Origin of the sequence: Streptomyces sp. NRRL S-37 (assembly GCF_000721605.1) — a bacterium.
GTDB lineage: Bacteria > Actinomycetota > Actinomycetes > Streptomycetales > Streptomycetaceae > Streptomyces.
Window position 1 is genome coordinate 315,808 of sequence record NZ_JOIZ01000001.1, and the last position, 13,538, is coordinate 329,345.

9 protein-coding genes are annotated in these 13,538 nt (G+C 71.0%); all 9 read right to left on the reverse strand.

Annotated elements, in window-relative coordinates; all coding sequences use genetic code 11:
- Positions 1-149: 149 nt before the first annotated feature.
- A complete protein-coding gene (locus IH50_RS0101275) occupies positions 150-3,863 on the reverse strand; it encodes a ThuA domain-containing protein (protein ID WP_030856288.1) in 3,714 nt (1,237 codons plus the stop codon).
- A gap of 283 nt (positions 3,864-4,146) precedes the next feature.
- Positions 4,147-5,145 carry a sugar phosphate isomerase/epimerase family protein gene (locus IH50_RS0101280; RefSeq protein WP_030856290.1) on the reverse strand — a complete coding sequence of 333 codons (999 nt, stop codon included), beginning with the start codon at positions 5,143-5,145 and terminating at the stop codon, positions 4,147-4,149.
- 14 nt (positions 5,146-5,159) lie between these two features.
- Positions 5,160-6,368 (reverse strand): Gfo/Idh/MocA family protein, encoded by a 1,209-nt coding sequence (locus IH50_RS0101285; protein ID WP_030856291.1) that lies wholly within the window; start codon positions 6,366-6,368, stop codon positions 5,160-5,162.
- Between the two features lie 79 nt (positions 6,369-6,447).
- Positions 6,448-7,494 (reverse strand): substrate-binding domain-containing protein, encoded by a 1,047-nt coding sequence (locus tag IH50_RS0101290; protein WP_030856292.1) that lies wholly within the window; start codon positions 7,492-7,494, stop codon positions 6,448-6,450.
- 17 nt (positions 7,495-7,511) lie between these two features.
- Entirely contained in the window at positions 7,512-8,531 is a 1,020-nt protein-coding gene (locus IH50_RS0101295; protein WP_030856293.1) for an ABC transporter permease, read from the reverse strand.
- Positions 8,528-10,045, reverse strand: coding sequence for a sugar ABC transporter ATP-binding protein (locus tag IH50_RS0101300; RefSeq protein ID WP_030856294.1), 1,518 nt, complete (start codon positions 10,043-10,045; stop codon positions 8,528-8,530). Before IH50_RS0101300 ends, IH50_RS0101295 begins: the two co-directional genes overlap by 4 nt.
- Before the next feature lie 329 nt (positions 10,046-10,374).
- A complete protein-coding gene (locus IH50_RS0101305; RefSeq protein ID WP_030856296.1) occupies positions 10,375-11,556 on the reverse strand; it encodes an ROK family protein in 1,182 nt (393 codons plus the stop codon).
- 210 nt (positions 11,557-11,766) lie between these two features.
- Positions 11,767-12,444 (reverse strand): GntR family transcriptional regulator, encoded by a 678-nt coding sequence (locus tag IH50_RS0101310; RefSeq protein ID WP_030856297.1) that lies wholly within the window; start codon positions 12,442-12,444, stop codon positions 11,767-11,769.
- A 144-nt stretch (positions 12,445-12,588) separates the two neighbouring features.
- Complete coding sequence (locus IH50_RS0101315) at positions 12,589-13,536, reverse strand: beta-ketoacyl-ACP synthase III (RefSeq protein ID WP_030856298.1); 948 nt, start codon at positions 13,534-13,536, stop codon at positions 12,589-12,591.
- Between the last annotated feature and the right edge of the window lie 2 nt (positions 13,537-13,538).

The window sequence follows — 13,538 nt, forward strand, 5'->3', positions numbered from 1 at the left end:
CAGCCTCCTTGTCGTACGCGAACCTGGTGCGAGTGCCGGTGGGGGGATGTGCGGGGTGCCGGGCGCGGGCCCGGCGGGACGGCGGGGGGGGGGCCGGCGTCCTCCGCCCGCCGCCGTTCCGGTCGCCCCCTCGTCAGGGGCGGAGCGCCCTAGGAGGGCAGTTCCTTCAGCTGGATGTTCCGGAAGGAGACCTGGTCGTCGGCGCCGTGGTTCTGCAGGCCGATGTAGCCGTCGGTCAGGCTCCGCTCGGGGTCCTTGTTGGTGAAGTCGTTGATCTTGACTCCGTTGAGGAACACCTGGAGGCGTTCGCCCTGGACCTTGATCTCGTAGGAGTTCCACTGGCCGGGCGGCCGCAGGACCTGGTCACGGGCCTTGATGTCGGCCGACTTGAACGAGTAGATCGCACCGGTGGTGCGGTCCACGGCGTCCGTGGCGTCGATCTGGATCTCGTAGCCCTTGTCCACCGCGGACCAGGGATCATCGGAGGCGGGGAAGCCCACGAAGATCCCGGAGTTGTCGTCGCCCTGCATCTTCCAGTCGAGCTTCAGGGAGTACGACTTCAGCTCCTTGGCCTGGTACCAGAGCAGGCCCATGCCGCCCTCGGTCTCCAGCGTGCCGTCCTTGACGTTGAACTTGCCGGGGCCGGCCTGCTTCCAGCCGTCCAGGGTCTGGCCGTTGAAGATCTCGCGGTAGCCCTTGTCCGGCTTGCAGTCCGCCTTCACCTGGCCGGTGGCGTACTGCATGCCGCCGAGCAGGTGGGTGCGGAAGGCCGCGTCGGCGTACGACTCCTTGGTGTGGCCGCCGCCGGTGTAGAAGGAGCGGCCGCCGCCGTAGCTCTGGCACCAGGCGATCGGGTGGTCGCCCTTCATGCTGCCGCCGGAGTAGGTGGTCTCGTCGAGGGTGGCGAGGACCTTGGCCTGCTCACGCGGGTTGGTGCGGTAGTTGTACCACTCGTCGGTGCGCTCCCAGGCGTCCTCCAGGTGCGCGGTGGACGGGTGGTCGTGGTCGTGGACGCGCACGGTGGCCTTCTGGATGGCCGGGTGCGAGTCGAAGTAGGCGCCGACGAGGCCGCCGTAGAACTCCCAGTCGTACTCGGTGTCGGCGGCGGCGTGGATGCCCATGTAGCCGCCGCCGTTCTTGACGTAGTTCTCGAACGCCGTCTGCTGCTCGGCGTTCAGGACGTCACCGGTGGTGGACAGGAAGGCGACCGCGTCGTACTTGGCGAGGTTGGCGGTGGTGAACTGCCGGGCCTCCTCGGTCGCGGTGACCGAGATGCCGGCCGGGGCGCCGAGCTCCTTGAGGGCGGCGACGCCCTCGGGGATGGAGTCGTGGCGGAAGCCCGCGGTCTTGGAGAAGACCAGGACCTTCTTGCCCTTCTTGAACGGCTCCTTGGAGAACTCGAAGTCGTCCACGTCGTACAGCGCGCCCTCGCCGCCCCGGAAGACCAGATAGATCTCCGTGGTCTTCTTCGGCAGGGACCGCAGCGGCACGTCGACGTCCTGGAACGTCTCCCAGCCGCCGGTCGGCGGGATGTACGCCGAGCCGTGCAGCTTGCCGGTGGGCGAGCCGGTGCGCAGCTCGATGAAGCCGCCGGAGCCGCCGGAGGAGGCCCGTACGGTCATCTTCTTCTGGCCCTTGAACAGGTAGGGGCTGAAGGAGATCCAGTCGCCGTCGTCGATGTCGCCGACGGTCTTGCCGCCGTTGGCGCCGGTCTTGTCGATCACCGACACGCCCTGCTGGGCGCCGAAGTGCTCGGCCTGGCGGTGCAGCGGCTGGATCACGGCGCGGGCGGTGCCGGTCAGCGCCTCCTGGCCGTTCGCCCCGCCGTCGGTGTAACTGGCGCCGACGACACCGTAGATGTTGGCGTTGGGGTCGTGACCGCCGTCGCCGGCAGGCGGCTTCAGGGTGCCCTCACAGCCCATCTCGCTGGTGAGCTCGTGGGCGTGCGAGTCGTGGCCGAGGCTGTAGGCGACCTTGACCTTGGAGCAGTCGATCGTCTCCTCGGGGTCGGTGACGGTCACCTTGAAGGGGACGGGCTCGCCGAAGGCGGCGAGGCTGCCGTTGCCCGGCAGGGTGATCTTCACCGTGGGCTCGGTGTTGCCGACGACGATCCGGGTGCTGGCGCTGCCGGTGTTGCCCTCGGGGTCCTTCGCGGTGAAGGTCGCGGTGTAGGTGCCGATCTTCTTGTACTTGTGGGTGGGGGTGAGTCCCTCGCCCTTGGTGCCGTCGCCGAAGTCCCAGCTGTAGGTGAGGTCCGGGGAGTCGGCGTCGTTGGCGGTGCCGGTGAACTCGACCTTCAGGCCGGCGGCGCCGGAGGTCCGGTTCGCGCTGACCCCGGCGATCGGGGAGAAGCCGTCCTCGGCGTTCTCGATCCGGTACAGCGCGGAGTTCTCGTCGCCCTGGAACCAGGAGACGCCGTAGTCGAGGACGTAGAGCGCGCCGTCGGGGCCGAACTCCATGTCCATGATCTGGGTGCCGGTCCACGGGAAGTCGTTGATCTTCGCGACCGTGCCGTCCTCGTTCTGCTCGATCCGCTTGATCCAGCGGCGGCCGAACTCGCCGGCGAAGAAGTCGCCGTCGTACGCCTCGGGGAACTTCACCGAGGAGTCGAGCTCGGGGTCGTAGCGGTAGACCGGGCCGCCCATCGGGGACTCGGAGCCGGTGCCGAACTCGGGTACGGAGGCGCCGTCGTACGGGATCCAGGCGGCCTGCGCGGGCGGCAGGTCCTCGAGGCCGGTGTTGTGCGGCGAGGTGTTCTTCGGGGCGGCGCAGTCGAACTTCGGCCCGGAGGTGCCGGTGGCGAAGTCGTAGTCGTTGTAGGCGTCGTTGTCGCCGGTGCAGAACGGCCAGCCGAAGTTGCCGGCCTTGGTCACCTTGGCGAACTCGACCTGCCCGGCCGGGCCGCGGTTCGGGTCGGCGGCGCCGGCGTCGGGGCCGTAGTCACCCACGTAGACGGTGCCGGTCGGCTTGTCGATGTTGATCCGGAACGGGTTGCGGAAGCCCATCGCGTAGATCTCGGGGCGGGTCTTCTCGGTGCCCGGGGGGAAGAGGTTGCCTTCCGGGATGGTGTACGAGCCGTCCTCGGCGACCTTGATGCGCAGGATCTTGCCGCGCAGGTCGTTGGTGTTGCCGGAGGTGCGGCGGGCGTCGAAGGCGGGGTTGCGGTCGGCCCGTTCGTCCATCGGCGAGTAGCCGTCGGACTCGAAGGGGTTGCTGTCGTCGCCGGTCGACAGGTACAGGTTGCCCTCGGCGTCGAAGGCGATGTCGCCGCCGACGTGACAGCAGATGCCGCGCGAGGTCTTGACGTCGAGGACCTTCTTCTCGCTGGCCAGGTCGAGGGTGCCGTTGGCGTTGAGGACGAAGCGGGAGAGGCGGTTGACGCCGTCGAACTTCGCGAAGTCGGCGGCGGTGCCGGTCGACGGGGCGTCGCCCGCGGGGGTGTCCAGCGGCGGGGCGTAGTAGAGGTAGATCGCCCGGTTGTTCTCGAAGTCCGGGTCGATGCCGACGCCCTGGAGGCCCTCCTCGTCGTGGGTGTAGACGGGGATCTTGCCGGCGACCCTGGTGACGCCGCCCTGGTCGGTGATGCGCAGTGTGCCGTCGCGGGCGGTGTGCAGGACGCTGCGGTCCGGGAGCACGGCGAGCGACATCGGCTCGCCCATCTCCGGCTCGCCCTTGGCGAGCGGCACCTGCTGGAACTGCCCCTCGGCCGCGGCCGGTTCGTCGTGTTCCGGGTGGCCGGGGTGGGCGCCGGCGACGGTGGCCGGGGTGCCCACGGCCAGCAGCAGGCCGGTGATCAGGGCGAGGCCGGTGCGCAGCCTGGGGCGCCGTGTGACGCGGGTGGTTTTGAGTCTGGTTCTGTGCACGAAGTCCCTCCGGGAACGGGGTGGAGCCGTACGGAACAGGTGCGAAGACGTGGGGGGTGCGTGCGGGCGCCGGGGTGCGCCGTCACCCCGGGGACGTGGGTGTCCTGAACACTTCAGGGACGGTAACCGCGTTCTTCCGGGCGGAACACCCCTTGGACCAGGACCGGTTGAACTTTTTCCCAACTCAGGACAAAGCGGGATTCGGGCAGGCCGGATCCGGGGACCGGCGGATGTTCCGGTCCCCGCCCCCAGTCCCTGTCCCGGCTTGCGGCCGGGCCTCGGATCAACTGTTGAACGCGGCGTCGAAGGACGCGCTGGGCGGCTCGAAGTCGAAGGCCTTGAGGCGGGTCAGCGCCTCCGGGGCGCCCTGGAGCCGGTCCATGCCGGCGTCCTCCCACTCGACGGAGACGGGCCCCTGGTAGTCGATGGAGCGCAGCATGCGGAAGACGTCCTCCCAGGGGACGTCGCCGTGGCCGGCGGAGACGAAGTCCCAGCCGCGCCGCGGGTCGCCCCAGGGCAGGTGGGAGCCGAGGCGGCCGTTGCGGCCGTCGAGGCGCCTGCGGGCCTCCTTGCAGTCGACGTGGTAGATCCGGTCGCGGAAGTCCCACAGGAAGCCGACCGGGTCGAGGTCCTGCCACACGAAGTGGGAGGGGTCGAAGTTGAGGCCGAACGCCGGCCGGCGGCCGACCGCCTCCAGGGCGCGTACGGTCGTCCAGTAGTCGTAGGCGATCTCGCTGGGGTGGACCTCGTGGGCGAACCGCACGCCCTCGGCGTCGAAGACGTCCAGGATCGGGTTCCACCGCTCGGCGAAGTCCTCGTAGCCGCGCTCGATCATCGACTCGGGGGCGGGCGGGAACATGGCGACCAGGTGCCAGATGGCGGAGCCGGTGAAGCCGATGACGGTGTCGACGCCGAGGAGGGCCGCGGCGCGCGCGGTGTCCTTGATCTCGGCGGCGGCCCGCTGCCGTACGCCCTCGGCCTCGCCGTCGCCCCAGATGCGGGCGGGCAGGATCGCCTGGTGGCGTTCGTCGATGATGGCGTCGCACACCGCCTGCCCCACCAGGTGGTTGGAGATCGCCCAGCACTTTAGGCCGTACTTCTCCAGGAGCTGGTGGCGGCCGGCGACGTACGCCGGGTCGGCGAGCGCCTTGTCCACCTCGAAGTGGTCGCCCCAGCAAGCGAGTTCGAGGCCGTCGTAGCCGAAGTCACGGGCGAGCCGGCAGACCTCCTCCAGCGGCAGGTCCGCCCACTGGCCGGTGAACAGCGTGAAATTGCGCGGCATCCGTATCCGTCCTCTCAGGCGGCGATCGGTGTGTAGACGGAGTTCTTCTCGGCGCTCTCCTCCACCGCGGCCAGGACGCGCTGCACCTGGAGCCCGTCGGCGAAGGAGGGTTCGGGCACACGGCCCTCGGCGACCGCGTGGACCAGGTCGCGGGCCTGGTGCACGAAGGTGTGCTCGTAGCCGAGGCCGTGGCCCGGCGGCCACCAGGCGTCGAGGTAGGGGTGCTCGGGTTCGGTGACCAGGATGCGGCGGAAGCCGCCGTGCGTGGCGGGCTCGGTGCCGTCGTGGAACTCCAGCTCGTTGAGCCGTTCCAGGTCGAAGGCGAGCGACCCGCGCTCGCCGTTGAGCTCGATGCGCAGGGCGTTCTTGCGTCCGGTGGCGTACCGGGTGGCCTCGAAGGAGGCGATGGCCCCGGAGGTGAACCGGCCGGTGAACAGGGCGGCGTCGTCGACGGTGACCTGCCCGGTGCCGGCGGCGGAGACGGCGGCCAGGCCGGCACTGGGCGCGGTGGGCAGCGGCCGCTCCCGTACGAACGTCTCGGTGAGCGCGGAGACACCCGCGAGCCGCTCACCGGACAGGTACTGCGCCAGGTCGACGATGTGCGCGCCGAGGTCGCCGAGCGAACCGGAGCCGGCCTGCTCGCGGCGCAGCCGCCAGGTCAGCGGGAACTCCGGGTCGACCAGCCAGTCCTGCAGGTACGCGACCCGCACGTGCCGCAGTCTCCCGATCCGTCCCTCGGCCACCATCCGCCGGGCCAGCGCGGTCGCGGGGACCCGGCGGTAGTTGAAGCCGACCATCGCCAACTGGCCGCGTGCCGCCGCCTCCTCGGCGGCACGGGTCATCGCCTCGGCCTCCGCGACGGTGTTGGCGAGGGGCTTTTCGCACAGCACGTGCTTGCCCGCGGCGAGCGCGGCGAGGGCGATCTCGGCGTGACTGTCGCCGGGGGTGCAGATGTCGACGAGGTCGACGTCGTCCCGTTCCACCAGGGCACGCCAGTCCGTCTCGGTCTCCGCCCAGCCGTGCCGGTCGGCCGCCGTGCGCACGGCGTCGGCGTCCCGGCCGCAGATCACGGCCAGTTCGGGGCTCAGCGGCAGGTCGAAGACGCGTGGCGCGGTGCGCCAGCCCTGGGAGTGGGCGGCGCCCATGAAGGCGTAACCGACCATGCCGATGCGCAGCGGTGGCTTCCCCGTCTCCGCCCCGTCGGACGCTTGCGGCTGTGCCATTCGGATGTCCTCCTCGTCGTCGTGGCGGGCGGGGTGGACCCCGCCCGGGGGGCTGGTCAGGCCCGTAAGGCGGGGCTCCTCACTTGAAGCCGGTGGGCATGTACTGGTCCACGTTCTCCTTGTCGACGACGGCCGAGTAGCAGGTCACCGACGAGGGGATCTCGAACTCGGCAAGACCGCCCACTCCCTTGCCCTGGCCGAGGGCGCGGGCCAGGTCGATCGCGGAGGCGGCCATCGTCGGCGGGTACAGGACGGTGGCCTTCAGGACCCCGCTGTCGGCCTTGATGGCCTCGAACGCGGAGAGCGCGCCCGCGCCGCCCACCATCAGGAACTCGTCGCGCCCGGCCTGCTCGATGGCGCGCAGCGCGCCCACGCCCTGGTCGTCGTCGTGGTTCCACACGGCGTCGATCCGCGACTGCGCCTGGAGCAGCTGGGCCATCTTGGCCTGGCCGGACTCGACGGTGAACTCGGCGGCCTGGCGGGCCACCTTCTGGATGTTGGGGTAGTTCTTCAGCGCGTCGTCGAAGCCCTGGGTGCGCTGCTTGGTCAGCTCCAGGTTGTCCAGTCCTGCCAGTTCGACGACCTTGGCGCCCTGCTTGCCCTTGAGCTTCTCGCCGATGTAGTGACCGGCGTTCAGGCCCATGCCGTAGTTGTCGCCGCCGACCCAGCAGCGGTACGCCTGCGGGGTGTTGAAGATGCGGTCGAGGTTGACGACGGGGATGCCGGCGCGCATCGCCTTCAGCCCGACCTGGGTGAGGGCCTTGCCGTCGGCGGGCAGGATCACCAGGACGTCGACCTTCTTGTTGATGAGGGTCTCGATCTGGCCGATCTGCTGGGCGGTGTCGTTGGAGCCCTCGGTGATCTCCAGGGTGACGTCGGAGTACTTCTCCGCCCGCTTCTTGGCGTTGTCGTTGATGGCGTTGAGCCAGCCGTGGTCGGCCTGCGGTCCGGCGAAGCCGATGGTGACCTGCTTGCCGGGCTTGTCGTCGGCGGCCGGCTGGTTGTTCGCGGCGGGCTCGTCGTCACTGGACTCGTTGCTGGTGCAGCCGGTGACGAGCACGCCGGCGGACACGGCGGCCGCTCCGAAGAGCAGTCCTCTGCGGCTTGCGAAAGGTGTCTCTGGCATGGCGGTGAACCCTTTCCTCAGGTCGTGCTCGGGGTACGGCGCTGGACCAGCACGGCGGCGACGATGATCGCGCCCTTGGCGATCTGCTGGACGTCGGTCTGCAGGTTGTTCAGGGCGAAGATGTTGGTGATCGTGGTGAAGATCAGGACGCCGAGGACGGAGCCGACGATGGTGCCGCGGCCCCCGGTGAGCAGGGTGCCGCCGATGATCGCGGCGGCGATGGCGTCGAGTTCGTAGAGGTTGCCGTTGGTGTTCTGGCCGGAGCCGGCCAGCACGATCAGCAGGAAGGCGGCGATGCCGCAGCACAGTCCGGACAGCAGGTAGAGGTAGAGCCGCTGGCGCCGTACGTCGATGCCGGCCAGCCGGGCGGCCTCCGCGTTGCCGCCGACGGCGACGGAGCGGCGGCCGAAGGTGGTCCGGTTGAGCAGCAGCCAGCCGACGACGGTGACCGCGGCGAACACCAGGACCAGCGGCGGGATGCCGAGGATGTAGGAGTCGCGCTCGCCGAGGTCGAGGACGCCGTCGACGGTGACGATCTGGGTGCGCCCGTCGGTGATCTGCAGGGCGAGGCCGCGGGCCGAGGCCAGCATGGCGAGGGTGGCGATGAACGGGACCACCCCGCCGTACGCGATGAGCAGCCCGTTGACCAGACCGCAGCCCAGTCCGACGAGGACGGCGGTGAAGAGGATGCCCGCGAAGCCGAACTCCTGGGTGGCGACGGTGGTCGCCCACACCGAGGCGAGGGCGACGATCGCGCCGACCGACAGGTCGATGCCGCCGGAGATGATGACGAAGGTCATGCCGACGGTGACGACACCGATGACGGAGGCCTGGGTGAGGACCAGTTGGAGGTTGCGGGTGTCCAGGAACTGGTCCGGTTTGGTGATGCCGCCGATGAGGATCAGTACGGCGAGCACGCCGAACAGCGACAGCGTGCGGACGTCGGCGCGGAACAGCACGGCGCGCCAGGCGGGTGTTTCGCCGGCCGACGGCACCTTGGGGGCGCTGTCCCGCGGCGGGGAGACGTTCTGCGTCATGACGCCGGGCTTCCTTCCATCACGAGGTCGAGTACGCGGTGTTCGTCGAGTTCGCGGGCGGGAGCCGTGTGGACGACGCTGCCCTCGCGCAGCACCAGGACGCGGTCGGCGAGGCCGAGCACCTCGGGCACCTCGCTGGAGACCAGCAGCACGGCGAGGCCCTCGTCCGCCAGCCGGCGGACGACCGCGTAGAGCTCGGCGCGGGCGCCGACGTCGACGCCGCGGGTGGGTTCGTCGAGCAGCAGCACCCGGCAGCCTCGCAGCAGCCAGCGGGCGAGCACGGCCTTCTGCTGGTTGCCGCCGGACAGGGTGCGCACGGGTACGTCCGGGTTGTCGGGCCGCAGCGACAGCTCGCGGACCGCCGCGCGCGCCGCCCCCAGTTCGGCGCCCCGGTTGATCCAGCCGGCCTTCGCGAAGCGCGACATGGAGGAGACGGACACGTTGCGGGTGACGGACTCCAGCATCAGCAGGGCCTGCGCCTTGCGTTCCTCGGGGGCGAGCCCGAGTCCGGCGCGCACGGCGGCCCGTACGCTGCCCGGCCTCAGCGGGCGCCCGTCGACGAGGACCCGGCCGGTGTCCGGCTTGCGGGCGCCGTAGATCGTCTCCAGGATCTCGGAGCGTCCGGAGCCGACGAGTCCGGCGAGCCCGACGATCTCCCCGGGGCGCACCTGGAGGTCGAGCGGGGCGAACTCTCCCCGACGGGACAGTCCTTCGACGGTGAGCACCGGTTCGTCCCGCGGTGCGGCGGTGGGCCGGTCCGGGAAGACGTACTCGACGTTGCGTCCCGTCATCAGCGCGACGACCTCACGGGTGGGCGTCGACTTGGCGGGCAGTCCGCCGGCCACGGCCCGGCCGTCCTTGAGGACGGTCACCCGGTCGCCGATGCGCCGGATCTCCTCCAGGCGGTGCGAGATGTAGACGACGGCGACGCCGTCGGCGGTGAGGTCGCCGACGATGCGGAAGAGGTTGTCGACCTCGTCCGGGTCGAGGGCGGCGGACGGCTCGTCCATCACGATGAGCCGTACGTCGTGGGAGAGCGCCCGCGCCATGGACACGATCTGCTGCTGTGCCGCGGAGAGTTCGCCGACCAGCCGGGCCGGGTCGACCTCGGGGTGGCCGAGCCGCTTGAGGAGTTCGGCGGTCGACGCCCTGGCGGCCCTTCCCCGTACGACGAAGCCGGCAGCCGTGGGTTCGTGGCCGAGGTGGACGTTCTCGGCGACCGACAGGTGTTCCACCAGGTCGAGTTCCTGGTAGATGGTGGCGATGCCGAGGCGCATGGCGGCGATCGGCGAGCGCAGGACGACGTCCTCGCCGCGCCAGCGGATGGTTCCGGTGTCGGGCTGGTGGGCGCCGGCCAGCACCTTGATCAGGGTGGACTTGCCGGCGCCGTTCTGGCCGAGCAGGCAGTGCACCTCGCCGGCCTGGACGTCGAGGTCGACGCCGTCCAGGGCCCGGACTCCGGGGAACGACTTGGTGATGCCGGACATGCTGAGCAGCGGTGGTTGTGGTGCCATGCGGATTCCCCTCGGCGGGCGTACGGGCCGGTGTCAGGGCGATCCCCTTGCGGGGCAGGCGTTTTCGGGCAGGGCGGGGTAGGGCGGTGGCGGTGCCTGGTGCGGGTGGGCCGTTCCGGTGCGGAGAAAGGTGCTGTGGAGCAGGTGCCGTAGCGCGGGTGCGGTGGTGCCTGGAGCGGGTGCCGTGACGCGGATGTGGGTGCGGTGGTGCCTGGAGCGGATGCCGTGACGCGGATGCGGGTGCGGGTGCGGTGGTGTCTGGAGCAGGTGCCGTGACGCGGGTGCGGTGGTGCCTGGATCAGGTGCGACGAAGGAGCGGGGAAGGCTGCTTACGCGGGTGAGAACAGGTGGTCGCTGATGAGCCGGGCCGCGCCGATGACTCCGGCGGTGGGTCCCAGCTCCCCCAGCACGATGGGCAGGTTGCCCGTGGCCAGGGGCAGCGAGCCGCGGTAGACCTGGGTACGGATCGCGGCGAGCAGGGTGTGGCCGAGGCCGGTGACCCCGCCGCCGATCACCACCAGGCCGGGGTTGAAGAAGCTGACCAGGCCGGCGATGACCTGGCCGGTGCGGTTGCCGCCCTCGCGGATCAGATCGAGGGCGGTGGCGTCACCGGCCGCCGCCGCGGCGGCGACGTCGACGGCGCTGAGCGTGCCGTTCGCCTCCAGCCGGCCGGCGAGTTCGGCGGAGAGCCGCTGTTCGGCGGCCTCCATGGCGTCCCGGGCGAGGGCCGCGCCGGAGAAATGGGCCTCCAGGCAGCCCCGGTTGCCGCAGGCGCACGGGCGGCCGTCGGGCACGGCCTGGATGTGCCCGATGTCGCCCGCGCTTCCCGTCGTACCGCGGTAGACCTCACCGCCGACGACGATGCCGCAGCCGATGCCGGTACCGATCTTGACGCAGAGGAAGTCGGCGACGGTGCGGGCGACGCCCGCGTGCTGCTCCCCCATCGCCATCAGGTTCACGTCGTTGTCGACCATGACCGGGCAGCCGAGGTCCTGGCTGAGCGCCTCCCGCACGGGGAAGCCGTCCCAGCCCGGCATGATCGGCGGAGCCACCGGGATGCCCTCGGGGAAGCGGACCGGGCCCGGGACGCCGATGCCGGCGCCGTCGAACCCCTCCGCGAGCCCCGAGGCCCTCAACTTCGCGGCCATGGCGAGTACGTGCTCGAAGACCGCGACCGGTCCCTCGCGTACGTCCATGGGCTGGTTGATGTGCCCGAGGATCTCCAGCTCGGCGTTGGTGACGGCGACGTCGACCGAGGTCGCGCCGATGTCGACGCCGAGGAAACGCAGGTGCGGGTTGAGCCGGATGTTGTGGGAGCGCCGGCCGCCGCGCGAGGCGGCGAGTCCGTCGGCCACGACGAGATCCGTCTCCAGCAGCCGGTCCACCTCCACGGCCAGTTTCGACCGGGAGAGGTCGACCTGGTCGCCCAGCTGGGCACGGGAGTTGGGTCCGCCGTCGCGCAGCAGTCTGAGCAGTCGTGCCTGGTGGGCGTTGGCGGGTCGCGCTGTCATACGTCTCACGAGCCCCTCCCCGCCTCGATCGGCCTGTGCGCGCCGGATTCCGGCCACGTGTGTGGCGTTCCTTCGGATGGGAAAGTAGCAGCGCCTGCCGGAGGTGGGAAGAAGTCGCGCGGGAATTGCCCCCTACTTTTTCCACTCACAGGACAAAGGAGCCCGTGAGGGCGCACGAAGAGACGCCACAAAGCAACCGAAACGGCGCACTCAGGACGTCGTGCGGGCGTGGTACGAGCGGCGGGTGTGCTCGGTGTGTTCGCGCATGAGCCGGGTGGCCAGTTGTTCGTCATGGGCGGCGACGGCCGCGATCAGCTCGCGGTGCTCGACCCAGGACTGTCCGCCGCGCTGCCGGGCGACGGGCGTGTAGTACCAGCGCACGCGCCGGTCGACCTGGGCGGCGAGTTCGGCGAGCACGGCGTTGCCGGCCAGCTCCATGATCTTGGCGTGGAAGCGGGCGTTGAGGGCGACGGCGGTGTCCACGTCGTCGGCGTCGACGGCCTTGAGCCCCTCGGCCAGGATCTCCTCCAGGGCCGCCACTCCCTCCGCGTCGGCGTTGCTCGCGGCCAGCCGGGCCGCCTCGGCCTCCAGCAGCGTACGGACGGTGAGGAGCTGGTCGGCCTCCTCCTCCGTGGGCTCGTGCACGAACGCGCCCTGCGCGGGCCGCAGATCGACCCAGCCCTCGGTGTTGAGCCGCTGCAGCGCCTCGCGCACCGGCTGGCGGGAGACGCCGAGATGGCCGGCGAGTTCGCTCTCGACGAGGTGCTGGCCGGGCCGGAGGGCGCGGGTGGTGATGAGTTCGAGCAGCGCCTCGTAGACCCGGTCGCGCAGCGGTCCCGGCCGTTCGAGCTTGGGCACCGCCCCCTGGGGCAGTCCGGTCGACAGCATCGCGGTCCCCCTCCTCGGCGGCGCCGCGCACCGCCGCGAACACCGGTGCACCGCAACGCCCGTAGTGATTGTCTTTCGTCTACAGTCTACGGCGCACGGATGCCAGGGGGGCGGGAAGTCGGCCTCGTCACATCCGCGGCGGGCTCAGGGGCAGCGCACGACCTGTCCCGCGTACGACAGGTTCCCGCCGAAGCCGAAGAGCAGGACCGGGTCGCCGGCCGTCACCGCGCCCTGTTCGACGAGCTTGGAGAAGGCGAGCGGGATGCTGGCGGCCGAGGTGTTGCCGGACTCGGTGACATCGCGGGCGACGACGGCGTTGACGGCGCCGATCCGGCGGGCGAGGGGTTCGATGATCCGCAGGTTGGCCTGGTGCAGTACGACTCCGGCGAGGTCCTCGGGCGCCAGTCCCGCCTTCTCGCAGGCCTGGCGGGCGACGACCGGCAGCTGGGTGGCGGCCCAGCGGTAGACGCTCTGCCCCTCCTGCGCGAACCGCGGCGGTGTCCCCTCGATCCGCACCGCGTGGCCCATCTCGGGCACCGAGCCCCACAGCACCGGGCCGATCCCCGCCTCCGCGCCCGGGGCGCAGGCCTCCACGACGGCGGCCCCCGCCCCGTCGCCGACCAGCACGCAGGTGGTGCGGTCGGTCCAGTCGGCCACGTCGGACATCTTGTCGGCGCCGACGACCAGCACCCGGCTCGCGCCGCCGGCCCGTACGGCGTGGTCGGCGGTGGCGAGGGCGTGGGTGAATCCGGCACAGACCACGTTGAGGTCCATGACGGCGGGTCCGGGCATGCCGAGGCGGGCCGCGACGCGGGCGGCCATGTTGGGCGAGCGGTCGATGGCGGTGGACGTGGCGACCAGGACCAGGTCGATCTCGGCGGGAGTCCGGCCGGCCGCCGCCAGTGCCTTGGCGGCGGCGTGCGCGGCCAGCTCGTCGACCGGCTCGTCGGGCCCGGCGATGTGACGGGTGCGGATGCCCACGCGGCTCGTGATCCACTCGTCACTGGTGTCGACCATGCCCGCCAGGTCCTCGTTGGTGAGGACCCGGGCGGGCTGGTAGTGGCCGACGGCGACGATGCGCGAGCCGATCATGG